This window comes from Cellulomonas sp. NPDC055163 (genome assembly GCF_053607065.1).
In genome coordinates, this window is sequence record NZ_JBSGSU010000002.1 from 407,964 (window position 1) to 433,082 (window position 25,119).

A 25,119-nucleotide genomic window follows, 5' to 3' on the forward strand; every position below is an offset into this window, starting at 1 on the left:
CCCTCCTCCACCGCCCCCGTTCGTTGCATTATCTGTCCCCCCCCGCGGCGGTACGGAAAGGGGGTGGCGCCGTACACCTCCACGCGCCCGGCACCACCCCCGGTCAGGGGCGCGGGCCGGTCAGCCGCGCCACGTGTCGGTCAGCGACAGGACGCCGCTCGCGGGCACGGTCACGGCGCGGTTCGCGCCGCTCTCCCACGTGACGTTGCCCGCGGCGTCCTTGCGCACGTACTTGTACGCGACGCTCGCGCCCGCGGGCAGGGGCACGCTCGCGCGCCACACCGGGTAGGTGGCCGACGAGAGCGCGACGGCCCGCGCCGGGTCCCACCCGCCGAGCTCGGCGCGGTCGCCGACGACGAACAGGTTCTGGCCCCACTGCGTGCTCGCCTGGACACCGAAGGAGACGCCCGCGGCGGCGCTCGTCGGGCTCGGCGTCGGGCTCGCCGTGGGCGACGGCGTCGGACCCGCCCCGCCCGCCTTCGCACCGACGTGCAGCGCGACCGACCCGGTGCCGGGCACGGTGAACGACGCCTGACCGTTCGAGGCGACCGTGACGAGCGCCCCGGAGCAGCCGGACGACGTGGGGGCGCCGCTGATCACGTCGCAGTACCGGCCCGCGGGCAGCGAGGTCTGGAACGTGCGGCTCAGCGCGCCGCCGGCCTTGTTGAGCGCGACGTAGCCCTTGTCGCCGCGGCCGTAGGCCACCTGGTTGCCGCCGTTGTCCCACCACTGCACGAGGTCGGTGCCCGCGACGGCGTTGCGGAACGCGGTCATGTGCGCGGTCTCGTTCCAGCGGTGCGCGCACGTCCACGTGCCCTGGCCGCACGCGGCGTCGTCGACCTTGCCGTTCGCCTGCTGGGGCGGGCCCTGGTCGTTGCTGCCGAACGCGTAGCCCGAGTAGACCGTGGGCCAGCCGTACGGGTAGGACAGCGCGAAGACGTTCGCGAGGCGGTAGTCGGACCCGTTCTTGTAGGTCAGCGTCTCGCCGTTGCGCTCCGTGTCGTGGTTGTCCACGAACACGCCGGCGCGGGCCGAGGGCAGGAGCCACGACGCGGAGCGCAGGTCGCGCAGCTGGGCGAGGTTGCCGCCCTGGACAGCACCCTTGAGGTGCCGGGCGTAGCTGAACTCGTGCGAGTCGCCCGAGCCGAGGTACTCGCTCGGCTGCACGGGCTCCCCCGCGGCGCCGATGACCTCGTGCACGACGTACACGCTCTGGTCGGAGAGCTTGGCCTTGATGGCCTCGAGGTCCGCCGCCGGGATGTGCTTCGCGGCGTCCACCCGGAAGCCGCGGACCCCGAGCGAGATGAGGTCGTTGAGGTAGTTCGCGATCTCCTGGCGCACGTACTCCGAGCCCGTGCGCAGGTCCTGCAGGTTCACCAGCCGGCAGTTCTGCACCTGGTAGCGGTCGCCGTAGCTGCTGATGTTGCTGCGGCAGTCGTTGAAGTCCTGCGGGCCGTAGCCGCCCTCGGGGCCGGGGTACTGCTCGGTCTGGAACCGCGTGCCCGCCCAGCCGGTACCGCCGGACTGGCCGCTCATGTGGTTGACGACGACGTCGGCGATGACCTGGACCCCGGCGTCGCGGCACGTCGCGATCATCGCGGTGTACTCGGCGCGTGTCCCGAGCTTGGACTCGATCTTGTAGCTGACCGGCTGGTAGGAGGTCCACCACTGCCCGGCGACCTGCGCGTGCTCGTTGGGGGGCGAGGTCTGGACCCACGCGTAGCCCGCGGGGCCCAGCACGTCGGTGCACTCGCGTGCGATGGACGTCCAGGTCCACTGGAAGAGGTTGACGCCGGTGGTGCGCTGCCCGGGCGGGCCGGCCTGCGCGGCGGGCGCGGTCGCGACGTCGGCGGCGGTGCCGAGCCCGCTGAGCGCGAGCACGGCGGCGAGGGCGAGGGCTGCCGCGCGCGGCAGCCGGTGGCGCACGCGTGGCGGGGTGGGACGGGTACGGGACACGGGTCGTGCTCCTCAGGTCGGCCGACGGCGTCGTCGGGCATCCGGCCGCCGCGGCGCTGCGGTGGCCTCGCCAGTCCAGGACCGGCAGGTGGAGGAGGTGTCCCAGGACGGGTCCGGGGCGCGGAACGGCTCGCTGCCCGTCGCGGTCCGAGGCCTGCAAGACTCGGAAACGCTCGTTGCAACTTGCTGCAATCGGACAGTAGGCGACGTCGATGAGGTCGTCAACCGCTCGGTCGGCTTACCGTCGGGCGGTGAGCACCGAGAACCCCCGGCCCGGCGCACCCGCGTCGCCCCACGACCCCGCCCTCTCCCCCGCCCCGGCGCTCGACCGACGCGGGCTCGCCGGCGGCATCGGCGCCTACACGCTGTGGGGGCTGCTGCCCCTGTACTTCCCGCTGATGCAGCCCGCCGGCGCCGTCGAGATCATCGCCCACCGCATCGTCTGGTCGCTGGCCTTCTGCGCGCTCCTGCTCGGCCTCACGCGCGGCTGGCGCCCGTTCCTGACCGTGCTGCGCAGCGGCCGCACGCTCGCGCTGCTCACCGCCGCCGCCCTCCTGCTCGCCGTGAACTGGCTCGTGTTCGTCTACGGCATCCTCACCGACCACGTCGTCGACGCCGCGCTCGGGTACTACATCAACCCCATCGTCGTCGTCACGCTCGCGGTGCTCGTGCTGCACGAGCGGCTGCGCCCCGTGCAGTGGGTCGCGCTCGGCTTCGGGACCGCCGCGGTCGTCGTCATCGCCGTCGGCTACGGGCGCGTCCCGTGGATCGCACTCACGCTCGCGGGCAGCTTCGGCGCGTACGGGCTGCTCAAGAACCGGGTCGGGCGCACCGTGACCGCCGTCCCCGGGCTCGCCGCCGAGACCCTCGTGCTCACCCCGCTCGCGCTCGGCTACCTCGTGTGGCTGCACGCCGCCGGGCTCGGCGCGTTCGGCGCGCACGGAACCGCGCACACGCTCGCGCTCGTCGGCTCCGGCATCGTCACGGCAGTCCCGCTCGTGCTGTTCAACACCGCCGCGCGCCGTCTGCCGCTCTCGCTCGTGGGCCTGCTGCAGTACATCGCCCCCACGCTGCAGCTCGTCATCGGCGTGGTCGTGCTGCACGAGGCGATGCCCGCGGCACGGTGGTGGGGGTTCGGGCTCGTGTGGGTGGCCCTCGTGCTGCTCGCGGTCGACGGCGCCCGGCAGGGCCACGTGGACCGGCTCGCGCGGCGCTCGGCGGCGGCCGCGGCCAGCGACAGGGCGCCCGCCGTGGGGAGCAGCGCGGCACCCGACGGCGGTGACGACGCGACGCCCGCCGACCCCGTCGACCACACCCCGGTGCCGGGCCGCGCCGGGGACCCCCTCAGTCCGGGAGCGCCTCGACGACCAGCACGGTGATGTTGTCGTGCCCGCCCGCGACCAGCGCCGCGGCGAGCAGTCGGTCCGCGGCGTCCTGCGGCCCGGTCGCGTGGCGCAGGATCTCCGCGATGCGCGACTCCGGGACCTCGTCGGTCAGCCCGTCCGTGCACACGATCACCTCGTCACCCGCCGCGAGCGGCAGCGCGAAGAAGTCGGGCTCCGGGGCGTCCGGGCGCCCGCCGCCGAGCACCCGGGTCACGACGTGGCGCCGCGGGTGCGTCCGGGCGTCCGCGGGCGTGATGATCCCCCGCGCGACGAGCTCCTCGACCTCCGAGTGGTCGACGCTCACGCGCTCGAGAGCACCGTCCGCCCACCGGTACGTGCGGGAGTCGCCGAGGTTGACGACGAGCCACGTCCGCCCGCGCGGCGAGCCGACCACCACGACGCCCGACAGGGTCGTGCCCGGAGGTGCGCCGGACTCGACGGGGATCTCCCGGATGCTCTGCTGGGCCGCCGTGAGGGCCGCGCGCACGTCGTCGGGCGTCACGGTCTCCGGGCCGACGAGAGCCCGCAGCGCGTCGATCGCGCAGGCGCTCGCCACCTCCCCCGCCTCGTGCCCGCCCATGCCGTCGGCCACGGCGAACACCGGGAACTGCGCGAGGTGGCTGTCCTCGTTGGTCTCGCGGCGCGACCCCCGGTCGGTCGCACTCCCCCAGCGCACACCGTGCGCCTCACCCGCCGTCACGCGTCGAGGACCCGGAAGCGCCGGTCGCCGAACTCGACGACAGCCCCGACGGGAACGGCCGTCCGCACCCCGGCGGTGAGCCGCTCGCGCGTCCCGTCGGCGTGCACGAGCGCGGAGCCGTTCGTCGAGCGCCGGTCGAGGACCCAGAACGCCCCGTCCTCGGCGCCGAACTCGAGGTGCGTCTTCGAGACCGACCGCGCGGGGTCGTCGATCGGGACCACGTGCTCGACCACGCCGCTGTCGGCGGTCGACGGGTTGCGCCCGACGACGCCGCGACCCGCGACCGTGAACGCCTCGCCGGTGTCGAACACGAGGCGGAAGCCCCGCGCGGCGGACGCGGGTGCGGGGGCTCGGCCGGTCGGCACGCTGGCGGCGGGCGTGCGGTCGGTGGGCGAGCGGTCGGTGGGCGTGCGGTCGACCGGAGCGCGTTCCCCGGCGGCCGCGGGGTCGGCGCCGGCGTCCGGTCCGGCGTCGGGGACGGCGAGCGGCGGGATCGTCCGCAGCCGCCGGGTCGGGGCCGTCGGCGCCTGCACGCCGACCGGCGCGACGTCCGCCGGGCCGGGCTCGGGACCGCGGTCGGCGTCCACGGCTCCGGGCCTCGGGCCGGCGTCGGGCTGCGGGCCCCGGTCGGCGCCCGCGACGCCGGGCTGCGGGCCGGCGTCGTGCTGCGGGCTCGGGTCGGCGTCGGCGTCGGCGTCCGCGACACCGGGCCGCGGGAGCAGGTCGTCCCACGACGGTGCCGCGGTGATGACCTCGGACGGTGCGGCGGCCGGTGCCGGGTCGACGGGGAGACCGGTCGACCACGTGGGGACAGCGATCGTGGGCGCCGCTGCCGTCGCCGGCGGCGGTGTCGCGGCCGGCGTCGGGGTAGGCGCTGGCGCCGGTGCGGCCGCGGGGAAGGGCGCCGACTCCCGGGCGAGGCGTCCACGCGCGGTCCCGGTCGGCGGCGTCGGTTCCTCGTCGCGTCCGGCGGCGAGCGCGTCGGCGCCGTCGAGCGGTCCGGCACGGAGGACCCCGGTCGTCCCCCCAGCGGGCGACGCACCAGCCGGCGGCCCCTCGACCGGCGACGCAGCAGGGGGCGACCCCACAGCCGACGACGCCGCGACCGCGGCGCCGGCGCGCGCCGCGCGCATGAGCGACTCGGCGCCACCCGAGCCGGCGGCGCGCCGCGGCGCCTCCGCGGCCGGCGTGGTCGTCCGCGCGCTCGGCTCGGCCGCTCGGCGACCGGGCTCGGTCCGGGGCGCCAGGGCGGCGGCGCGAGCCGCGGCGGGCTCCCCACCCCCGGTCCGGACGACGACGGTGCGCGCGACCTTGTCGTGCCACCCCTGCAGCCGGCCGGCCGAGTCCCACGCGCCCGACGCGCCGACCACGAACTGCCCGACGCCGCACACGAGCGCCCCGGCGCCCAGCACCAGGTTCCGCACGAAGATCCGGACGAGGCCGACGGTCAGGCCGGTGTCGGCGTCGACCGTGCGGAGGCCGAGGACGAGGCCGCCGAGCGTGCGCCCGGTGAACGCCTCGGCGATCCACTGCGCGGCCCCGTAGACGGCGAGCACGACGAGAGGCAGCGCGAGGATCGCCCCGACCTCCGGTGCCACCTCGTCGGTCGCGGAGCCGCGGACGGCGTCGAGCGCGACGCCGTAGCCGATCGAGCTCGCGCCCGCGGCCAGCAGGAGCGCGACGAGCTGGTCGACCAGGAGTGCCAGGACGCGCCGGCCGGTCCCGGCGAGCGACTCCGTCGCCGGGGGCTGGGCGCGCACCCGCGGGACCGTGCTCATCGTGCTCTCCTTCGAAGTGGTCGGTCGGCGTGGCGGCTGCGCCGGTTCCGTGCGCTCAGGACGCCCGGTCCACCAGCGCGTCGGCGAACGAGACGAGCGCGTCCTTCGCGGCGCCGGCCGGGAGCGGCTCGAGCTCGACGACGGCCGCGCGCGCGAGGTCCGCCGCGCGCTGCCGGGTCAGCCCGACGACGTCGTGCGCGCGCAGGGCCGCGACCGCCTCGGCGAGCGAGGTGTCGCTCGTGAGGTCGCCGTCGAGCAGCGCCACGAGCTCGCGGTCCTCGTCGGTCCCCTCGGGGGACGCGGCGCGCTGGCGCAGGAGCAGCGCGGGCATCGTGGGCACGCGCTCGCGCAGGTCCGTCCCCGGCGTCTTGCCGGTCACGGCGCCGTCGGACGTCAGGTCGAGGACGTCGTCGGCGAGCTGGAACGCGACGCCGACCTTCTCGCCGTACGCCGTGACGGTCCGCACGACGCTCGGGCGGCAGCCGGCGAACATCGCGCCGAACCGCGCCGACGTGGCGATGAGCGAGCCGGTCTTGTCGGAGAGCACCTGCAGGTAGTGCGCGACGGGGTCCTCCCCCGCGGCGGGACCGACGGTCTCGTGGAGCTGCCCGAGGCAGAGCCGCTCGAACGTCGCCGCCTGGATGCGCACGGCCTCCGGGCCGAGACCGGCGACGGTCGCGGACGCGCGGGCGAACAGCAGGTCGCCCGTGAGGATCGCGACGGAGTTGCCCCACACCTCGTGGGCCGACGGCGCCCCGCGCCGCAGCGGCGCGGAGTCCATCACGTCGTCGTGGTACAGCGTCGCCAGGTGCGTGAGCTCGACGACGATCGCCGCGTCGAGCACCTCACGCCGCGAGCCGTCGCCGAGCTCCGAGGCCAGCAGCGTGAGAAGGGGACGGGTGCGCTTGCCGCCGGCGTTGACGAGGTGCCGCGACGCCACGTCGGCGAGCGCGTCCGCGTGGGTCACTGCGTCCCGGAGGCGCTCCTCGACGAGCGCGAGGCGCCCCGAGAGCAGCTCGGCCAGCTCGGGGTCGGCCAGCGGGAGGGAGGTCGAGGAGGTCACGGGACGAACCTAGCCGCCGCAGGCGCGGGATCGAGAACCGCGCGCCGTCACGGGAGGAGTCTCGCGGCGTCGGCGACGACCTCGAGCACCGGGCCGGGCACGACCCCGAGGACGAGGGTGAGGACCGCGCAGATCGCGACGGCGACCGTCGTGAGGCCCTCCGAGGCGACGACCGTGGTGGTCGTCCGCGCTGCCTCGAGCGTCGCGGTGGCGGTGGCGTCGGTCGCGGCCGCCTGGGCTCCGGTGCCCGACGGACCCGACGCGGCACCGGCCGCGGTGGCTCCCGCTGCGTCGGCGCCCCGCACCTCGTCCCGCTCGCGCGCGTCCGCCGCCGGGCTCGTGAAGAACATCAGCACGACCACCCGGACGTAGAAGAACGCCGCGGCGGCCGAGGCGAGCACGCCGACGACGGCGAGCGGGGTTGCACCGCCCCCGACCGCCGCCGAGAACACCGCGAACTTCCCCGTGAAGCCCGCGGTGAGCGGGATCCCGGCGAACGAGAGCAGGAAGAGCGTGAACGTGCCCGCGAGCAGCGGGTTGGTCCGGCCGAGGCCGGCCCACTGCGACAGGTGCGTCGCCTCGCCGAGCACCGGGCCGCCCGGGGCGTCGGCCGGGTCCACGGTGTCGTCGAGACCGTCCCCGGCGCCCACCGGCGCACCCCCGGCCCCGGACCGCTCGCGCACGAGCGTCACGATCGCGAACGCCCCGACCGTCGCCGCGCCGTACGCCAGCAGGTAGAACAGGACCGACGCGAGGCCCTCCTGCGTGAGCGCGATGATGCCGGTGAGCACGAAGCCCGCGTGCGCGATCGACGAGTACGCCAGCATGCGCTTCATGTCGGTCTGCAGCAGCGCCGCGACCGTGCCGACGACCATCGTGAGGATCGCCACGGCCCACAGCGCGGGCGCGAGGTCCCACTGCAGGTCGGGCAGCACGACGTAGACGATGCGCACGAGCGCGCCGAACGCGGCGACCTTGGTGCAGGCCGCCATGAACGCCGTGACCGGCGTCGGGGCACCCTGGTAGACGTCGGGCGTCCACGCGTGGAACGGCACGGCGCCGACCTTGAAGAGCAGGCCGACCAGCACCATGACGGCGCCGGTGAGCAGCAGCCCGTCGAGGCCCACGGTCGTGCCCGTCGCGGTCGCGATCTCCGCGTACCGGACCGAGCCGGCGAAGCCGTACAGCAGGGCGATCCCGAACAGCATCACGGCGGACGCGAACGACCCGAGCAGGAAGTACTTCATCGCGGCCTCCTGGCTCAGGAGGCGGCGGCGGCGCGCGAGCCCGCACAGCAGGTACAGCGGGAGCGAGAGCACCTCGAGCGCCACGAACAGCGTGAGCAGGTCCCCGGTCGCCGGGAAGATCAGCATCCCGCCGGTCGCGAACAGCACGAGCGGGTAGACCTCGGTCTGCGTGAGGCCCTTGCGGCGCGCGGTCTCCTCGTAGTCCGACCCCGGGATGGCGGCGGCCTGCGGGGTGAACGCGTCCTCGCCGGTCTCGGTCCGGTCGGCGATGACGAGGACGGACAGGAGCGCGAACAGCGCGATCGTGCCCTGGAGCACGAGCGTCGGGCCGTCCACGAGGAGCGAGCCGCCGAGCACGTCGACGCCGCCGCTCTCCTGGACGCCGTTCCACAGCGCGGCCACGGCCACGAGCGCCCCGGCCGTCGCCGCGAGCGAGAGCCCGAGCTGGATCGCCCGGCGCAGGTGCTGCGGGGCGAAGGCCTCGACGAGCACGCCCACGACTGCGGCGCCGAGCACCACGACGACCGGGGCGAGCTGCGCCCAGTCGATCTCCGGCGCGGTGAAGGTGGTCACTTGTCGTTCCCCTCGTCCGTCGCGACCGCCGTGGTCGTGGTGGGCAGGTCACCGGCGCCGACCTGGTCGACGGTCGTCAGCGCGGGCTCGCGCACGAGGTCGAGCGCGGGCGCCGGGTAGAAGCCGAGCACGAGCATGAGCCCGATCAGCGGCGCGACGACCCACCGCTCCCGACCGCTCAGGTCGGGCGCGGTGGCGAGCTCGTCGCGCACCGGCCCGGTGAAGACCCGCTGGTAGGTCAGCAGGACGTAGAGCGCCGCGAGCACCACGGCGAGCACCGAGACGACCGCGGCCGGCTCGTTGCGCGCGAACGTCCCGACGAGCACGAGGAACTCGCTGACGAACGTCGACAGGCCCGGCAGCGAGAGCGCCGAGAGGCCGACGACCAGGAACGTCCCGGCGAGCACCGGGGTGACCTTCTGCAGCCCGCCGAAGTCGGCGATCTGCTGCGAGCCCCGGCGCGCGACCAGGAACCCGGCGAGCAGGAACAGCGCACCCGTCGAGAGGCCGTGGTTGACCATGTAGAACGACGAGCCCGAGACGGCCGTCGACGTGAACGCGAAGATGCCGAGCACGATGAACCCGAAGTGCGAGACGGACGTGTACGCGATGAGGCGCATGAGGTCCTTCTGCCCGATCGCGAGCAGCGCGCCGTAGAGGATCGAGACGACCGCGAGCACGATCACGACGGGCGCCGCCCAGCGCGAGGCGTCCGGGAACAGCGGGAGGCACAGCGTGAGCATCCCGAACGTGCCGACCTTGTCGAGCACCCCGACGAGCAGGGTCGACGTCCCCGCCGGCGCCTGCTCGGCCGCGTCGGGCAGCCAGGTGTGCACGGGGAACATCGGCGCCTTGATCGCGAACGCGACGAAGAACGCGACGAACAGCCAGCGCTCGGTCGCCACCGGGAGCTCGAGGCCCGTGAGGTTGTCGACGAGGAAGCCGTCCGCCCCGCCCGGTCCCTGCAGGTACAGCGCGATCACGCCGACGAGCATGACGAGGCCGCCCGCGAGCGAGAACAGCAGGAACTTGACCGCGGCGTACCGCCGGTGGGCGCCGCCGAACGCGCCGATCATGAAGTAGACCGGGATGAGCATCGCCTCGAACAGCACGTAGAACAGGAAGACGTCACGCGCGGCGAACACCGCGACCATGAACGTCTCGAGCACGAGGACGAGCGCGAGGTAGTGCCGCAACCGGTCGACGTCGCCGCCCTGCTCGCGCCACGCGGCGAGGACGACGAGCGGCACGAGGAGCACCGACAGCAGCACGAGCGAGAGCCCGACGCCGTCGACGCCGACCGCGTAGCTCACGCCGAACGTCGGGATCCACGGCTGGACCTCGGTGAGCTGGTGCGTCGCCGAGTCGGCGGTGTCGAACGCGAGCAGCGCGCCGACGCCCAGCAGCAGCTCGGCGAGCGCGAAGCCGAGCGCCACGAGCCGCACGTGGGTGCGGACGGAGGAGGGCAGGGCCCACACGACCGCGGCGCCGACGAGCGGCAGCACGATCAGGGCGGTCAGCCAGGGGAATCCGGATGCCATCGGTGGTGCTCTCCCTCAGATCCGGGGTGCCAGGACGGCGACGACGAGGACGACGAGACCGAGCGCCATCGTCGCGGCGTACGTGCGGGCGAAGCCCGTCTGCAGCCGGCGGACGGCGTCGCCGAGCCCGATGGTCAGGCGCCCGAGGCCCGAGAACGCGCCGTCGACGACCTGGCGGTCGGCGTAGACGAGCGAGCGGGTCAGGTGCTGGCCGGGCTCGACGAGGACGGCGTCGTTGACGGCGTCCTGGTACAGGTCGACGCGTGCGGCGCGCGTCAGCGGCGAGCCGGTGGGCGCGACGACCGGGACGGTCGACGCCGCGTACTGCCGCCACGCGAGCACGAGCCCGACGACGACGACGGCGAGCGTCGCCACGATGAGCACCCAGGCGGGCAGGACGGGCTCCTCGTGCTCGACGTGCCCCGTGACCGGCTCGAGCCAGGACGTGAACCAGCCGCCGATCGACAGGAGCGCGCCGAGCGCGACCGAGCCGACCGCGAGGACGATCATCGGGACCGTCATGAGGCGCGGCGCCTCGTGCGGGTGCTGCGGGGTCCCGTCGGAGCGGGCCGTCCAGCGGCGCTCGCCCTCGAACGTCATGAAGAACAGCCGCGACATGTAGAACGCGGTGATGCCCGCGCCGAGCAGCGCGACGGTCCCGAAGACCCAGGCACGCCACGGCGCCCCGTCGACCGGGACGAACGCGGCCTCGATGATCTTGTCCTTGCTCCAGAAGCCGGAGAACGGCGGGATGCCGAGGATCGCGAGCCAGCCGGCCATGAACGTGACCCACGTGATCTTCATGTACCGCGCGAGGCCGCCGAACCGGCGCATGTCGACCTGGTCGTCCATGCCGTGCATGACCGAGCCGGCGCCGAGGAACATGCCGGCCTTGAAGAAGCCGTGCGTCACGAGGTGGAAGATCGCGAACGCGTACCCGACGGGACCGAGGCCGGCCGCGAGCACCATGTAGCCGATCTGCGACATCGTCGAGGCCGCGAGGGCCTTCTTGATGTCGTCCTTCGCGCAGCCGACGACCGCGCCGTAGAGCAGCGTGATCGCGCCGACCACGGCGACGACGAGCTGGGCGTCGGGCGCACCGTCGAACACCGGCGCGGAGCGCACGATGAGGTAGACGCCGGCGGTCACCATGGTCGCGGCGTGGATGAGCGCCGAGACCGGCGTCGGGCCGGCCATGGCGTCGCCGAGCCAGGACTGCAGCGGGAACTGCGCCGACTTGCCGCACGCGGCGAGCAGCAGCATGAGCCCGATCGCGGTGAGCGTCCCGGTGCTCGCGTCGGCCACACCCGCGTGGACCGTTGCGAAGTCGACGCCGCCGAACGTCGCGAACATGAGCATGAGCGCGACGAGCAGGCCGATGTCGCCGATGCGGTTGGCGATGAACGCCTTCTTCGCGGCGACCGCGTACGGGGTGCGGTGGTTCCAGAACCCGATGAGCAGGTAGGACGCGAGACCGACGCCCTCCCAGCCGACGAACAGCAGCAGGTAGCTGTCGGCGAGCACGAGCACGAGCATCGCGGCGACGAACAGGTTGAGGTACGCGAAGAACCGGCGACGGTCCGCGTCGTGCTCCATGTACGCGACCGAGTACACGTGGATGAGCGTGCCCACGAACGTGACGAGCAGCACGAACGTGAGCGACAGCGGGTCGAGCCGCAGCCCCGCGTCGAGGCTGAACGCGCCTGCGGGCAGCCACGTGAACAGGTGCAGGTCGCGCACCCGGTCCTCGGCGCCCTGACCGAGCAGCGACACGAGCAGGGCGGCGCCGACGAGGAACGCACCGCCGGACGCGGCGACACCGAGCCAGTGGCCCCACCGGTCGGCGCGGCGGCCGAGCAGCAGCAGGACCGCGGCGCTCACGAGCGGCAGCGCGACGAGCAGCCACGCGCTGGTCTGCAGCGCACCCTCGGCGGCGGTGGCGTGCGGGACGGCCGCGTGCGCCGCGTCGGCGGCGTCGTGCAGGCGCGCAGGGGCGAGGAGCAGGGTGTGCACCGTCGTCCTCTCAGCTCTTCAGCAGGTTGACGTCGTCGACCGAGGCCGACCGGCGGGTACGGAAGATCGCCACGATGATCGCGAGCCCGACGACGACCTCGGCCGCGGCGACGACCATGACGAAGAACGCCATGACCTGGCCGGTCAGGTCACCGTGGATCCGCGCGAACGTCACGAGCGCGAGGTTCGTCGCGTTGAGCATGAGCTCGATGCCCATGAACACGATGATCGCGTTGCGGCGCAGCAGGACCGTCGAGGCCCCGATCGCGAACAGGATCGACGAGAGGACCAGGTAGTTGGTCAGGCTCACGGGGCTGTCTCCGTCCCACGGTCGGTCGTGATCGGCGTCGCGGGGCCGGACGTCAGGCCGGGAGGGGCGGCGTCGGGGAGCGGCCGGTCACGGTGGGAGCCCGCGTCCGACCCGTCCCGCACGATCGTGCCGACGGCGGCGGTGTCGCGTGCCGGGATCGCCGCGGCGAACCGCTCGGTCCCGGCCTCCTGGCCGCGGATGCGCAGCACGCGCGGCACCGAGGTGTCGATCGGGTTCCCCTGGGGGTCGAGCGCGGGGACGTCCATCGCGTTGTGCCGCGCGTACACGCCTGGGGCGGGCAGCGGCGTGAGGACGCCGCCGGCCGCGACGCGCGCGTCGGCCCGCTCCTTCTGGCCGATCTTGCGCACGAGCCGCTGGCGGTGCGTGAGCACGAGCGCGCCGAGCGCGGCGGTCACGAGCAGGGCACCGACCACCTCGAACGCGAAGACGTACTCGCCGAACACCAGGCGCGCGACACCCACCGGGTTCGTGTCCGCATTGGCCGCCTCGAGCCCGCGAGCCGTCGGGTAGGTCACGCGCGTGACGACCCCGATCAGCATCACGGCGATCCCGGCCCCCGCGAGGAGGCCGATCCAGCGCTGGCCGCGGATCGTCTCGACGAGCGAGTCGGACGCGTCGACGCCCACGAGCATGAGCACGAAGAGGAACAGCATCATGACCGCGCCGGTGTACACGACGACCTGGACGACGCCGAGGAACGGCGCCTCCTGCGCGACGTACAGGAACGCGAGCGAGATCATGACCGCGACGACCGCCATCGCGGCGTGCACGGCCTTGCGGGCGAACAGCAGCCCGAGCGCGGCGAGCACCATGATCGGCGCGAGGACCCAGAACAGGACCGCCTCGCCGCTCGAGGTCAGGCCGGCGTCGGTGATCGCGGCGGGCAGCACCGCCGTGAGGTGGCTCATCGGGTCTCCTGCCCGGCAGTGCGCATGAGCGGCTCGTGGGGGTCGTGGCCCGCGGTCGGGTGGGCGTGCGTGCCGTGGTCGTGGCCCGCTGTGCCGGGCGCCGCACCGGGTGCTCCCTCGCTCGGCCGGTGCAGCTCGACCCAGACCTTCTGCGCCTGGGTCGGGCCCGTGATCTCGCCGCGGTAGTAGGCGTCGTCGGTCGTGCCCTCGACCATCGGGTGCGGCGCCGGGAGCATCCCCTCGCCGAGCGGCGCGAGCAGGTCCTGCTTCTCGTAGATGAGGCCCTCGCGCGTCGGGCCCGCGAGCTCGTACTCGTTGGTCATCGTGAGCGCGCGCGTCGGGCACGCCTCGATGCACAGCCCGCAGAAGATGCAGCGCAGGTAGTTGATCTGGTAGACGCGGCCGTACCGCTCCCCCGGCGAGAACTGCGCGTCGGGCGCGTTGTCGGCGCCCTCGACGTAGATCGCGTCCGCCGGGCAGGCCCACGCGCACAGCTCGCAGCCGATGCACTTCTCGAGGCCGTCCGCGTACCGGTTGAGCTGGTGGCGGCCGTGGTAGCGCGGCTTGGCCGGCACCTTCTCGAACGGGTACTGCTCGGTGACCGTCGGGCGGAACATGTTGGAGAACGTCACGCCGAAGCCGCCGACGGGAGCGAGCATCTCGCCGAGACCCGTGCGCGGCTCGATGAGCGGGGTGTAGCCCGCGGGCGCCGCAGCGCCGACCTCGCCGCCCTGCGGGCGGGCCGTCACGTCCTTCGACGCGTCCTTCGGGGCGTTCGTGGGATCAGCCACCGTGCACCTCCTGGGTGACCTGGGGGGTCTCGGTCGGGGGTCGGGCCGCGGCGTCGCGGGCCGCCTGCGCGCGGCGTTCCTGGCGCGGCGACGGCGGCAGCACCTGGCCGGGGAGCGGGGGCACCGGGAAGCCGCCCGCGAACGCGTCGAACTCCTCGGGCTCGCCGCGCTCGGGCTCCGGCTCGGCCTTCTTCTCCGGGATCAGGAACGACACCAGCACCCCGGCGAGCACGACGCCCGCGATCACGAACAGCGTCGTGCGCAGGTCGAGGCCCGAGAACTGGCGGACGCCCTGCACGACGGCGACGCACACGACCCAGCCGAGCGCGATCGGGATGAGGACCTTCCAGCCGATCTTCATGAACTGGTCGTAGCGGAAGCGCAGCACCGAGCCGCGGATCCACACGAACAGGAACATGAACATCCAGACCTTCGCGAGGAACCACAGGACGGGCCACCAGCCCTCGTTGAACATCCCGTCGTTGATCGCGGAGATCGGCCACGGCGCCCGCCAGCCGCCCAGGAACAGCGTCGTCGCGACCGCCGAGACGTTGAGCATGTTGATGTACTCCGCGAGGAAGAACCACGCGAACTTCATCGACGAGTACTCGGTCATGTACCCGGACACGAGCTCGCCCTCGGCCTCGGGGAGGTCGAACGGCAGGCGGTTGGTCTCGCCGACCATCGAGATCACGTAGATCACGAACGCGGGCAGCAGCGGCAGGAACCACCAGATCTGCGTCTGCGAGCTGACGATCTGCGACGTCGACATCGAGCCCGCGATGATGAACACGCTGACCAGCGACAGGCCCATCGCGAGCTCGTAGGAGATGACCTGGGCGGTCGAGCGGACCGAGCCGAGCAGCGGGTACGTGGAGCCCGAGGACCAGCCGCCGAGCACGATGCCGTACACCCCGACGGACGCGCACGCGAGGATGTACAGCGTCGCGACCGGGAAGTCGGTGAGCTGGAGCGGCGTCACGATGCCGAACAGGCTCACGGCCGGGCCGAACGGGATGACCGCGAACGTCAGCAGCGAGCAGAACACCGCGATCATCGGCGCCAGGATGTAGACGAGCTTGTCGGCCGCCTTGACGGTGATGTCCTCCTTGACCAGGAGCTTCATCGCGTCGGCGAGCGACTGGAGCAGCCCGAACGGGCCGTGCACGTTCGGTCCGGGGCGGACCTGCATGCGCGCGACGACCTTGCGCTCGAACCAGATCGCGATGAGCACGCTCGTCAGCAGGAAGACGATGATCGCGACGGCCTTGAGCAGCCAGATCCAGAAGTTGTCGTTGCTGAAGTCCGCGGCGGCCGCGGCTCCCGTGCCACCGCCGCCCTCGACGGCGGCGGGCAGCACCGCTGCGAGCAGGCTCATGCGAGCACCTCCGTGCTGGTCGTCGCCGGGCTGCCGGCGGGGGCAGCGCCGCGGGTCGTGCCGGGGGTCAGCTCCTGGGTGCCCGGCGCGAGCCGGACCCGCGAGCCGGGGCCCGCGCGCAGGGTGTCACGCACGAGGCTCCCGGGCGAGGCGGTCGGCAGCCAGACGACGTGGTCCGGCATGTCGGTGACCAGCACGGGGAGCTGGATCGTGCCCGCGTCGGTCGAGACCGCGAGCAGCGCGCCGTCCACCACGCCGGCGCCCGCGGCGGTCGCGGCCGAGACGCGCGCGACCGGGCGCTTCGCGGTGCCCGCGAGGAACGCCTCGCCGTCCTGGAGCCGGCCCGCGTCGAGCAGCACGTGCCAGGTCGCGAGGACCGCGTCGCCGGGGGCGACCGACGGCGGCTCGGCGGCCTCGAGCGACGGCTCCTCGGCCCGTGCGCCGTCCCAGGCGCCGAGCTGGTCGATCTCGGCGTGCACCTGCGCGAGCGTGCGCAGCCCGAGGTCCGCACCGAGCGCGTCCGCGAGCTGGTCGAGCACGCGGTGGTCCGCCATCGCGGTCGAGGTCAGCGCCTGCGGGAACGGGCGCGGGCGCCCCTCCCACGTCAGGAACGTGCCGGCCTTCTCGACGGGCGGTGCGACGGGCAGCACGACGTCGGCGAGCTCGGTGACCTCGGAGCGGCGCACCTCGAGCGAGACGAGGAACGGCACCGCAGCGAGGGCGGCGCGCGCCTTCGCGGGGTCCGGCAGGTCGCGCACGTCGACGCCGCCGACGACGAGCGCGCCGAGGCGGCCCTTGCGCGCGGCCTTGAGGATCTTCGCGGTCGAGCGGCCCGGAGCCTGCGGCACCTGGTCGACGCCCCACACCGCGGCGACGTCCACACGGGCCGCGGCGTCGGCGACCGGGCGCCCGCCCGGCAGGAGGCCCGGCAGCGCGCCGGCCTCGACCCCGCCACGCTCGCCCGCACGGCGCGGGACCCACGCGAGGCGGGCACCGGTGCGCCGGGCGAGGCGCAGCGCGGCGGACAGCCCGCCCTGCACGAGGCCCAGGCGCTCGCCGACGAGGATGACCGCACCCGGTGCGACGAGCGCCGCGGCGAGGTCCTGGAGCCGCACGTCGGCCGCGTCGGTGCCGACCGCGTCGAGCACCTCGGCCTCGGTCCCGGGGGCCGCGGCGAGCAGCGTCCCGTCGAGCCGCTCGAGCCCGCGGCTCGCGAGCGGCGCGATCGCCGAGACCCTCGTGGTGCCGGCGAGGACACCCTTGCGCAGGCGCAGGAACGTGATCCCGGCCTCCTCCTCCGTCTCGAGGCCGACGAGCAGCACGCTCGGCGCCCGCTCGAGGTCCGCGAAGGTCACCGACATGCCCTGCCCCGCGACGACCGAGGCGAGGAACGCCTCCTCCTCCGCGGAGTGCGGGCGGGCGCGCAGGTCGACGTCGTTGGTGCCGAGCGTCACGCGCGCGAACTTGGCGTAGGCGTAGGCGTCCTCGAGCGTCACGCGACCACCAGGGAGCACCCCGACCCCACGCGGGGCGTCCGTCGCGGCGGATCCCGCGAGCGCCGCCTGCAGGCCCGCCGCGGCGACGTCGAGCGCCTCCGCCCAGCTCGCCGGCCGCAGGTCCCCGGTCTCCTCGTCCCGCACGAGCGGCGTGGTCAGCCGGTCGGGCGCCGACTGCCACGTAAACGCGAAGCGGTCCTTGTCGGTGATCCACTCCTCGTTGACCGCGGGGTCCTCGCCCGCGAGGCGGCGCAGCACGACGCCCCGACGGTGGTCCACGCGGATCGCCGAGCCGCACGAGTCGTGCTCGGACACCCCGGGCGTCGACACGAGGTCGAACGGGCGCGAGCGGAACCGGTACGTCGCGCTCGTGAGTGCCCCGACCGGGCAGATCTGGATCGTGTTGCCCGAGAAGTAGGACGCGAACGGCCGCCCCGACTCGTCCTCGAGCGCGGTGCCGACCGGCCCCTCGCCCGCGAAGCCGAGCACGCCCGTGTCGAAGCGCCCGATCTGCTGCATCGCGCCGCGCTTCTGCAGGTCGATGAACGCGTCACCCGCGATCTCCTTGGAGAACCGCGTGCAGCGCTGGCACAGGATGCAGCGCTCGCGGTCGAGCAGGACCTGCGTCGAGATCGCGATGGGCTTGGGGAACGTGCGCTTGACGTCCACGAACCGGGAGGTGGCGCGGCCGTTGCTCATCGCCTGGTTCTGCAGCGGGCACTCGCCGCCCTTGTCGCACACCGGGCAGTCGAGCGGGTGGTTGATGAGCAGGAGCTCCATGACGCCGTGCTGCGCCTTGTCGGCCTCCGCCGACGTCAGCTGCGTCTTGACCTGCATGCCCGGCGTCGCCTCGAGCGTGCACGAGGCCTGGGGCTTGGGCATCTTCGCGAGCGCGCCGTCACGCCCCGGCGCCCACACCTCGACGAGGCACTGGCGGCACGCGCCCGCCGGCGCCAGCAGCGGGTGGTCGCAGAACCGCGGGATCTGGATGCCCACCTGCTCGGCGGCGCGGATCACGAGCGTGCCCTGGGGGACCGCGACCTCGACGTCGTCGATCGTGAACGTCACCGCGTCGGGCCCCGTCGGCGCCTGGGCGTCGTTGCCCGGCGAGGACGGCCCGGCACCGGGCGTGCTGGGCTTCCCTGTCGTGATGGTCATGCGTGGACCCCCGCGAGCTGCCCCGAGCCGCGGCGCGGGGCGTAGGTGAACAGCGCGCTGCGCTCGGGCGGGAAGAGGACGTCGGCGGGCGTGTGCGTGCCCGCCTCGAACTCCTCCCGGAAGTACTGGATGGCCGACGTGATCGGGCTCGTCGCGCCGTCGCCGAGCGCGCAGAACGAGCGCCCGAGGATGTTGTCGCACAGGTCGAGCAGCAGGTCGATGTCCTCGCTCGTGCCCTGCCCGGCCTCGAGGCGCTGGAGCACCTGCGCGAGCCAGAACGTGCCCTCGCGGCACGGCGTGCACTTGCCGCACGACTCGTGCTTGTAGAACTCCGTCCAGCGGGTCACGGCCCGGACCACCGACGTCGTCTCGTCGAAGATCTGCAGCGCGCGCGTGCCGAGCATCGACCCGGCCTTCTGCACCGACTCGTAGTCGAGCGGGATGTCGAGGTGCTCCGCGGTGAAGATCGGGGTCGACGAGCCGCCGGGCGTCCAGAACTTGAGCTCGTGGCCCTCGCGGACCCCGCCCGCCATGTCGAGGAGCTCGCGCAGCGTGATCCCGAGCGGCGCCTCGTACTGCCCGGGCCGGGTCACGTGGCCCGAGAGCGAGAACAGCCCGTGGCCCGCCGACTTCTCGGTGCCCATGCTCGTGAACCACCCGGCGCCGCCGCGCAGGATCCCGGGGACCGACGCGATGGTCTCGACGTTGTTCACGACGGTCGGGCGCGCGTACAGGCCGGCGACCGCGGGGAACGGCGGCTTGAGGCGGGGCTGGCCGCGCAGGCCCTCGAGCGAGTCGAGCAGCGCCGTCTCCTCCCCGCAGATGTAGGCGCCCGCACCCGCGTGCACCGTGACGTCGAGGTCGTAGCCGGAGCCCAGCACGTCCTTGCCGAGGTAGCCCGCGGCGTACGCCTCCTCGACCGCGCGCAGCAGCCGGCGGTACACGTGCAGAACCTCGCCGCGCACGTAGATGAAGGCGTGGTTGCAGCCGATCGCGTAGGACGTGATCGCCACGCCCTCGATGAGGTGCTGCGGGCTCGCGAGCATGAGCGGGATGTCCTTGCAGGTCCCCGGCTCGGACTCGTCGGCGTTGACGACGAGGTAGCGCGGGCCGCCGTCGGGCGGGGGCAGGAAGCCCCACTTCATGCCCGACGGGAACCCGGCGCCGCCGCGCCCGCGCAGGCCCGAGTCCTTGACGGTCGCCACGACCGTCGCGGGGTCCTGCCCCAGGGCGGCACGCAGGCCCCGGTAGCCACCGTGGGAGAGGTAGGTCTGCAGGGTCCACGAGCGGTCCGCGTCCCAGATGTCGCTCAGGACGGGCGCGAGGGTGGTCGGCTCGCTCATCAGGACTCCTTGGCCTGCTCGGACTGCTGCTTCTTCTCCTGCGCGGCCGTGGAGGTGTCCGCGGGACCCTCCGGGGTGCGCTGGGCGCTCGACTGCTCGGCGCCGACCTCGGGCGTGCCCGCGGCCTTCGCGGCCTCGGGCGCCGTGCGCGTGGCCGGTGCGCCCGCGGCGGTCCGGGTGCGGGGCGTCGTGCCCGCCGGGCGCTTCGCGCGCGCCTTGGGCTCCGGCTCGGCGGTGCCGGGCGTCGCGTCGGGCCGGTTGCCGGCTGCGCCCCCCGTGCCACCGGTGCCCGCGCGGCTCTCGTCGGCGAACGCGGGCGCCGTCCAGCCCTTCTCGCGCGCCAGCCGCGTACCGCGCACGGTCGGCTCACCCGCTCCGACACCCTCGTCGGCCCGCCCGTCGGGGAAGCCCGCGAGCACGCGGGACATCGCCTTGAACGAGCACACGCTCGCAGCTCCGCGGGTCGGGGCGACCTCCTCGCCGGCACGCAGCCGGTCGACGGTCTCGACCGCGCTCGCCGGGGTCTGGTTGTCGAAGAACTCCCAGTTGACCATGACGACCGGCGCGTAGTCGCACGCCGCGTTGCACTCGACGCGCTCGAGCGTGACCTTGCCGTCCGGTGTCGTCTCGTCGTGCCCGACCTCGAGGTGCTCGGAGAGCTCCGCCCAGATGGCGTCGCCGCCCATGACCGCGCACAGCGTGTTGGTGCAGACCCCGACCGTGTACTCGCCGTTGGGCCGGCGCTTGTACTGCGAGTAGAACGTCGCGACCGCGGAGACCTCGGCGGTCGTGAGGCCGAGCACCTGGCCGCAGAACGCGATGCCCGCAGGAGAGACGTAGCCGTCCTCGCTCTGCACGAGGTGCAGCATCGGCAGCAGCGCCGAGCGGGCCTGCGGGTAGCGGGCGACGATCTGCTCGGCGTCGGACGCGAGGCGCGTGAACGTCGCCTCGTCGTAGGCGACCGCCCGCGTGGTGCCCCGACGGACACTGCCGGCGTGCGTGCTGTTCTCGACGGACATCAGCGGTCCACCCCTCCCAGGACGGGGTCGAGCGAGGCCACGGCGACGACGACGTCGGCGACCTGGCCGCCCTCGCACATGAGCGAGACGGCCTGCAGGTTGGTGAACGAGGGGTCCCGGAAGTGCGCGCGGTACGGCTTCGTGCCGCCGTCCGAGACGAGGTGGACGCCGAGCTCGCCGCGGGGCTGCTCGACCGTCTGGAAGACCTGCCCGGCCGGGACGCGGAAGCCCTCGGTCACGAGCTTGAAGTGGTGGATCAGGGCCTCCATCGAGGTGCCCATGATCTCCCGGATGTGGTCGAGCGAGTTGCCCATGCCGTCCGAGCCGATCGCCAGCTGCGCGGGCCACGCGACCTTCTTGTCGGCGACCATGACGGGCCCCGGGCCGATCGCCTGGAGGCGGTCGAGCGTCTGCTCGACGATCCGCATCGACTGGTAGCACTCCTCCATGCGCAGGACCACGCGCGACCAGGAGTCGGCCTCGGTCGACGTCGGGACCTCGAAGTCGTAGGTCTCGTAGCCGCAGTACGGGTCCGCCTTGCGCACGTCGTACGGCAGGCCGGCCGAGCGGAGGACCGGGCCGGTCACGCCGAGCGCCATGCAGCCCGCCAGGTTGAGGTACCCGACGCCCTTGAGGCGCGCCTGCAGGATCGGGTTGGCCAGCATGAGGTCCTCGAGCTGGCGGAAGTAGTGCCGCATCGTCAGGAGCGACTCGCGGACCGTGTCGAGCGCCCCCGGCGGGATGTCCTGCGCGACGCCGCCCGGGCGGATGTACGCGTGGTTCATCCGCAGGCCCGTGATGAGCTCGAAGATCTTGAGGACCTCCTCGCGCGCCGTGAAGCCGACCGTCATGATCGTCGTCGCGCCGAGCTCGTTGCCGCCGGTCGCGAGGCACACGAGGTGCGACGAGATCCGGTTGAGCTCCATCATCAGCACCCGGATGACGGTCGCCCGCTCCGGGACGTCGTCGGTGATGCCGAGCAGCTTCTCGACGGCCAGGCAGTACGCCGCCTCCTGGAACAGCGGGGCCACGTAGTCCATGCGCGTGCAGAACGTGGGTCCCTGCGACCAGGTGCGGAACTCCATGTTCTTCTCGATGCCGGTGTGCAGGTAGCCGATGCCGGCCCGCGCCTCGGTGACCGTCTCGCCGTCGATCTCGAGCATGAGCCGGAGCACGCCGTGCGTCGACGGGTGCTGGGGACCCATGTTGACGACGATGCGCTCCTCGCCGAGGCGGGCGGCCTCCTCCGCGATGTCGGACCAGTCGCCGCCGTTCGCCTCGAACGACGGGATGCCCGTCGTGTCGTCGTCGACGACGTTGCCCGTGGCGCGGGGCTGGGAAGGGGTGTGGGTGGACATCAGCTGTACGACCTCCGCTGGTCCGGGGGCGGCACGGTCGCGCCCTTGTACTCGACCGGGATCCCGCCGAGGGGGTAGTCCTTGCGCTGCGGGTGGCCGGGCCAGTCGTCCGGCATCTCGATGCGCGCGAGCGCGGGGTGACCGTCGAAGACGATCCCGAAGAAGTCCCACGTCTCGCGCTCGTGCCAGTCGTGGGTCGGGTACACCGACACCGTCGACGGGACGTGCGGGTCGGCGTCGGGGACCGCGACCTCGAGGCGGATCCGGCGGCTGTGGGTGACCGACACGAGGTGGTAGACCGCGTGCAGCTCGCGGCCCGTCTCGTGCGGGTAGTGCACGCCCGAGACCCCGAGGCTCAGCTCGAACCGCAGGTCCTGGTCGTCCCGGAGCGCCTGCGCCACCTCGGGGAGGTGCTCGCGCGCGACGTGCAGCGTGAGCTCGTCGCGGTCGACGACCACGTGCTCGACGGCGTTCGCGTAGCCGGTGCCGGACTCGTCGAGGATCTCGGCGAGGACGTCGACGACCTCGTCGAACCAGCCGCCGTACGGCCGCTCGCTCGGACCGGGCAGCGCGACGGGCAGCACGAGACCGCCGAAGCCGGACGTGTCCCCGGTGCCACGGACGCCGAACATGCCCTGGCGGACGTCGACGACCTCGAGCGTCGTGCGGTCCGGCGGCAGCGGGTGCTGGGCGACCTTCTCGACCGCGTCGCCGAGCTTGCCCGGGTCGCCGGAGGTGCCTGCGGGGGTCGCGTCGCTCATGCCAGCAGCCCCTTCATGTGCGACGTCGGCGTCGCCTCGAGCGCGGCGGCCTCGGCGGCGGCCGCGGCCTCACGGCGGTTCACGCCGAGCGGCGCGTTCTGGATCTGGTCGTGCAGCGCGAGGATCGCGTTGATCAGCATCTCCGGGCGCGGCGGGCAGCCGGGCAGGTAGATGTCGACCGGCACCACGTGGTCGACGCCCTGGACGATCGCGTAGTTGTTGAACATCCCGCCCGACGAGGCGCACACCCCCATCGACAGGACCCACTTGGGCTCGGGCATCTGGTCGTACACCTGACGCACGACCGGCGCCATCTTCTGGCTCACGCGCCCGGCGACGATCATGAGGTCGGCCTGGCGCGGCGACGCGCGGAAGACCTCCATGCCGAAGCGGGAGATGTCGTAGCGCGGGGTCCCGGTCGCCATCATCTCGATCGCGCAGCACGCGAGACCGAACGTGACGGGCCAGAGCGACCCCTTGCGGAAGTACCCGACGAGGTTCTCGACCGTCGTCAGGAGGAAACCGGACGGTGCCTCTTCGATGCCCATGTCAGCTCACCCTCAGTCCCACTCGAACCCGCCGCGGCGCCACTCGTACACGAACGGCACCGTGATCAGGACGAGGAATCCCATCATCGCGACGAGCCCGAAGGTCGCGAGCTCCGTGAAGTTGACCGCCCAGGGGTAGAGGAACACCACCTCGATGTCGAAGATGATGAACGTCATGGCCACCAGGTAGTACTTGATCGGGAACCGGCCGCCGCCGATCGCGTGCGGGGTCGGCTCGATGCCGCACTCGTACGCCTCGAGCTTGGCGCGGTTGTAGCGCTTGGGGCCGAGGACCACGCTGGCCCCGACGCCGCCGAGCGCGAGCACGGCGGCGATGCCCATCATCACGAGCAGCGGCGCGTACGGGTTGTTCATCGGTGTGCCCTCCCGGTGGGCGGCATCGTCGGCGTGGACGTGGCGGTCGGGGTGGTCGGGTGCGTGCCGGCGGCCGTGATCATGCGGCCGGCGCCAGTCGCGTGAGGCCCGAGATGACGCGGTCGACCATGTCGCCGCCGCGCGGCTCGTAGCAGTCCGCGAGCAGCTTGAGCGTGAACCGCATGAGCAGCGGGCGCGGGAGGCCGTAGCGCGTGCAGATCCGCATGATCTGCGGGTTCTCGATGAGCCGGACGAAGACGCGGCCCAGCGTGTAGTACCCGCCGAGCTCGTCCTTCATGCGGGTCTGGTACGTCGCCAGCGCGCGCTCGCGGCCCGCGGCGGACCCGCGCGCGCCGGCCTGCACCGCGGCGTCGGCGGCGATGCGCCCGGCCTGGAGCCCGTACGCGATGCCCTCGCCGTTGTACGGGCTGACCATGCCCGCCGAGTCGCCGACGAGCATGAGGCCGTTGCCGTAGAGGGGCCCGCGGTTGAAGCCCATCGGCAGCGCCGCGCCGCGCACGGGCGCGAGCTGGTTCTCCGGCGTGAGCTCCCACTCCGCGGGGGCGTTCGCCATCCACTTCGCGAACAGGTCCTTGTAGTCGACCTTCGTGGCGGCGGCCGTCGACGCGACGCTGCCGAGGCCCACGTTCGCGGTCCCGTCGCCGAGCGAGAAGATCCAGCCGTAGCCCGGCATGAGGTTCGAGCGCCCGGGGGCGCCGTCCCACAGCTCGAGGTGGCTCTCCATCCACGGGTCGTCGTGGCGCGGGGTGCGGAAGTAGGTGCGAACCGCGACACCCATCGGGCGGTCCATGCGCTTCTCGAGCCCGAGGGACGTCGCGAGCCGCGCGGAGACGCCGTCGGCGGCGATGACCAGGGGCGCGCGGTAGGTGACCTCGTCGCCCGCCCGGCGACCCGCGTCGTCGACCGGGCGCGCGGTCACGCCGACGACCCGGCCGGTGCGCTCGTCGAGCACGGGGCCGGTGACGTTGGTGCGCTCGAGCAGCTTGGCGCCGGCCGCCCGCGCGTGGTCGGCGAGCAGGTGGTCGAGGCTCATGCGGCTGCGCGCGAGACCGTAGGACGGGTAGCTCGACAGCTCGGGCCACGGCAGCTCGAGACGGTGCCCGCCCCCGACGACGCGCAGGCCCTGGTTGCGGATCCAGCCCTGGTCCTCGCGCAGCGAGACCCCCATCGCGGCGAGCTCGGCGACCGCGCGCGGGGTCAGCCCGTCGCCGCAGATCTTGTCCCGCGGGAACGCCGCCTTCTCGAGCAGGAGGACCGACAGACCCGCGGACGCGCAGTAGTACGCGGCGCTGGACCCGGCGGGTCCAGCGCCCACGACGATGACGTCAGCGTCATCGTGCCCTGCGTTCATGACGGTCTCGCCTCACTTGTGAAGA

The 25,119-nt window shown here is 73.5% G+C and carries 20 protein-coding genes; 1 reads left to right on the forward strand and 19 read right to left on the reverse strand.

The features are described 5' to 3' along the window. Positions 1-120: 120 nt before the first annotated feature. Positions 121-1,956 (reverse strand): carbohydrate-binding module family 20 domain-containing protein, encoded by a 1,836-nt coding sequence (locus tag ACWFNE_RS05605; RefSeq protein WP_452121446.1) that lies wholly within the window; start codon positions 1,954-1,956, stop codon positions 121-123. 251 nt (positions 1,957-2,207) lie between these two features. Here ACWFNE_RS05605 and rarD point away from each other — a divergent pair, with 251 nt between their 5' ends. Beyond that, the gene (rarD, locus tag ACWFNE_RS05610) at positions 2,208-3,335 is read left to right on the forward strand and encodes an EamA family transporter RarD (protein ID WP_452121447.1); all 1,128 of its coding nucleotides are present in this window, start codon (positions 2,208-2,210) and stop codon (positions 3,333-3,335) included. Here rarD and ACWFNE_RS05615 read toward each other — a convergent pair. The 18 genes from ACWFNE_RS05615 to ACWFNE_RS05700 all read right to left on the reverse strand — a co-directional run bounded on the left by ACWFNE_RS05615 (position 3,301) and on the right by ACWFNE_RS05700 (position 25,094). Further along, the gene (locus tag ACWFNE_RS05615; protein WP_452121448.1) at positions 3,301-4,041 is read right to left on the reverse strand and encodes a PP2C family protein-serine/threonine phosphatase; all 741 of its coding nucleotides are present in this window, start codon (positions 4,039-4,041) and stop codon (positions 3,301-3,303) included. The genes rarD and ACWFNE_RS05615 overlap by 35 nt on opposite strands. Next, a complete protein-coding gene (locus ACWFNE_RS05620; RefSeq protein WP_452121449.1) occupies positions 4,038-5,819 on the reverse strand; it encodes an RDD family protein in 1,782 nt (593 codons plus the stop codon). Before ACWFNE_RS05620 ends, ACWFNE_RS05615 begins: the two co-directional genes overlap by 4 nt. Before the next feature lie 55 nt (positions 5,820-5,874). Continuing rightward, entirely contained in the window at positions 5,875-6,882 is a 1,008-nt protein-coding gene (locus ACWFNE_RS05625) for a polyprenyl synthetase family protein (RefSeq protein ID WP_412870388.1), read from the reverse strand. A 47-nt stretch (positions 6,883-6,929) separates the two neighbouring features. After that, complete coding sequence (nuoN, locus tag ACWFNE_RS05630; protein ID WP_452121450.1) at positions 6,930-8,702, reverse strand: NADH-quinone oxidoreductase subunit NuoN; 1,773 nt, start codon at positions 8,700-8,702, stop codon at positions 6,930-6,932. Further along, positions 8,699-10,243, reverse strand: coding sequence for an NADH-quinone oxidoreductase subunit M (locus ACWFNE_RS05635; RefSeq protein WP_452121451.1), 1,545 nt, complete (start codon positions 10,241-10,243; stop codon positions 8,699-8,701). Before ACWFNE_RS05635 ends, nuoN begins: the two co-directional genes overlap by 4 nt. Before the next feature lie 15 nt (positions 10,244-10,258). Further along, the gene (gene nuoL / locus ACWFNE_RS05640) at positions 10,259-12,163 is read right to left on the reverse strand and encodes an NADH-quinone oxidoreductase subunit L (protein WP_452121570.1); all 1,905 of its coding nucleotides are present in this window, start codon (positions 12,161-12,163) and stop codon (positions 10,259-10,261) included. Positions 12,164-12,266: 103 nt separating this feature from the next. Then, the gene (gene nuoK / locus ACWFNE_RS05645; RefSeq protein ID WP_034634562.1) at positions 12,267-12,566 is read right to left on the reverse strand and encodes an NADH-quinone oxidoreductase subunit NuoK; all 300 of its coding nucleotides are present in this window, start codon (positions 12,564-12,566) and stop codon (positions 12,267-12,269) included. Further along, on the reverse strand, positions 12,563-13,495 hold the full coding sequence (locus ACWFNE_RS05650) for an NADH-quinone oxidoreductase subunit J (RefSeq protein ID WP_452121452.1): 933 nt from the start codon (positions 13,493-13,495) through the stop codon (positions 12,563-12,565). The genes nuoK and ACWFNE_RS05650 overlap by 4 nt, the downstream gene beginning before the upstream one ends. Continuing rightward, on the reverse strand, positions 13,492-14,286 hold the full coding sequence (gene nuoI / locus ACWFNE_RS05655) for an NADH-quinone oxidoreductase subunit NuoI (protein ID WP_452121453.1): 795 nt from the start codon (positions 14,284-14,286) through the stop codon (positions 13,492-13,494). The genes ACWFNE_RS05650 and nuoI overlap by 4 nt, the downstream gene beginning before the upstream one ends. After that, the gene (gene nuoH, locus ACWFNE_RS05660) at positions 14,279-15,664 is read right to left on the reverse strand and encodes an NADH-quinone oxidoreductase subunit NuoH (RefSeq protein WP_452121454.1); all 1,386 of its coding nucleotides are present in this window, start codon (positions 15,662-15,664) and stop codon (positions 14,279-14,281) included. The genes nuoI and nuoH overlap by 8 nt, the downstream gene beginning before the upstream one ends. Continuing rightward, entirely contained in the window at positions 15,661-18,318 is a 2,658-nt protein-coding gene (locus ACWFNE_RS05665) for an NADH-quinone oxidoreductase subunit G (RefSeq protein ID WP_452121455.1), read from the reverse strand. Before ACWFNE_RS05665 ends, nuoH begins: the two co-directional genes overlap by 4 nt. Next, positions 18,315-19,661, reverse strand: a complete 1,347-nt coding sequence (nuoF, locus tag ACWFNE_RS05670) for an NADH-quinone oxidoreductase subunit NuoF (RefSeq protein WP_452121456.1) — start codon at positions 19,659-19,661, stop codon at positions 18,315-18,317. Before nuoF ends, ACWFNE_RS05665 begins: the two co-directional genes overlap by 4 nt. Next, positions 19,661-20,680 carry an NADH-quinone oxidoreductase subunit NuoE gene (gene nuoE / locus ACWFNE_RS05675; protein WP_452121457.1) on the reverse strand — a complete coding sequence of 340 codons (1,020 nt, stop codon included), beginning with the start codon at positions 20,678-20,680 and terminating at the stop codon, positions 19,661-19,663. Before nuoE ends, nuoF begins: the two co-directional genes overlap by 1 nt. After that, positions 20,680-22,038 (reverse strand): NADH-quinone oxidoreductase subunit D, encoded by a 1,359-nt coding sequence (locus tag ACWFNE_RS05680; protein ID WP_452121458.1) that lies wholly within the window; start codon positions 22,036-22,038, stop codon positions 20,680-20,682. Before ACWFNE_RS05680 ends, nuoE begins: the two co-directional genes overlap by 1 nt. Continuing rightward, positions 22,038-22,799, reverse strand: coding sequence for an NADH-quinone oxidoreductase subunit C (locus ACWFNE_RS05685; RefSeq protein ID WP_452121459.1), 762 nt, complete (start codon positions 22,797-22,799; stop codon positions 22,038-22,040). The genes ACWFNE_RS05680 and ACWFNE_RS05685 overlap by 1 nt, the downstream gene beginning before the upstream one ends. Beyond that, positions 22,796-23,347, reverse strand: a complete 552-nt coding sequence (locus ACWFNE_RS05690) for a NuoB/complex I 20 kDa subunit family protein (RefSeq protein WP_258726036.1) — start codon at positions 23,345-23,347, stop codon at positions 22,796-22,798. Before ACWFNE_RS05690 ends, ACWFNE_RS05685 begins: the two co-directional genes overlap by 4 nt. Positions 23,348-23,359: 12 nt before the next feature. Continuing rightward, positions 23,360-23,722 (reverse strand): NADH-quinone oxidoreductase subunit A, encoded by a 363-nt coding sequence (locus ACWFNE_RS05695; protein WP_452121460.1) that lies wholly within the window; start codon positions 23,720-23,722, stop codon positions 23,360-23,362. Positions 23,723-23,801: 79 nt separating this feature from the next. Then, positions 23,802-25,094, reverse strand: coding sequence for a geranylgeranyl reductase family protein (locus tag ACWFNE_RS05700; protein WP_452121461.1), 1,293 nt, complete (start codon positions 25,092-25,094; stop codon positions 23,802-23,804). Between the last annotated feature and the right edge of the window lie 25 nt (positions 25,095-25,119).

What these genes read in the sequence shown, in the direction of transcription:
- ACWFNE_RS05620 (WP_452121449.1), bottom strand. Translation starts at nt 5,819, where the DNA reads ATGAGCACGGTCCCGCGGGTGCGCGCCCAGCCCCCGGCGACGGAGTCG.
- ACWFNE_RS05635 (WP_452121451.1), bottom strand. Translation starts at nt 10,243, where the DNA reads ATGGCATCCGGATTCCCCTGGCTGACCGCCCTGATCGTGCTGCCGCTC.
- ACWFNE_RS05650 (WP_452121452.1), bottom strand. Translation starts at nt 13,495, where the DNA reads ATGAGCCACCTCACGGCGGTGCTGCCCGCCGCGATCACCGACGCCGGC.
- nuoH (WP_452121454.1), bottom strand. Translation starts at nt 15,664, where the DNA reads ATGAGCCTGCTCGCAGCGGTGCTGCCCGCCGCCGTCGAGGGCGGCGGT.
- ACWFNE_RS05665 (WP_452121455.1), bottom strand. Translation starts at nt 18,318, where the DNA reads ATGACCATCACGACAGGGAAGCCCAGCACGCCCGGTGCCGGGCCGTCC.
- nuoF (WP_452121456.1), bottom strand. Translation starts at nt 19,661, where the DNA reads ATGAGCGAGCCGACCACCCTCGCGCCCGTCCTGAGCGACATCTGGGAC.
- nuoE (WP_452121457.1), bottom strand. Translation starts at nt 20,680, where the DNA reads ATGTCCGTCGAGAACAGCACGCACGCCGGCAGTGTCCGTCGGGGCACC.
- ACWFNE_RS05680 (WP_452121458.1), bottom strand. Translation starts at nt 22,038, where the DNA reads ATGTCCACCCACACCCCTTCCCAGCCCCGCGCCACGGGCAACGTCGTC.
- ACWFNE_RS05685 (WP_452121459.1), bottom strand. Translation starts at nt 22,799, where the DNA reads ATGAGCGACGCGACCCCCGCAGGCACCTCCGGCGACCCGGGCAAGCTC.
- ACWFNE_RS05690 (WP_258726036.1), bottom strand. Translation starts at nt 23,347, where the DNA reads ATGGGCATCGAAGAGGCACCGTCCGGTTTCCTCCTGACGACGGTCGAG.
- ACWFNE_RS05695 (WP_452121460.1), bottom strand. Translation starts at nt 23,722, where the DNA reads ATGAACAACCCGTACGCGCCGCTGCTCGTGATGATGGGCATCGCCGCC.
- ACWFNE_RS05700 (WP_452121461.1), bottom strand. Translation starts at nt 25,094, where the DNA reads ATGAACGCAGGGCACGATGACGCTGACGTCATCGTCGTGGGCGCTGGA.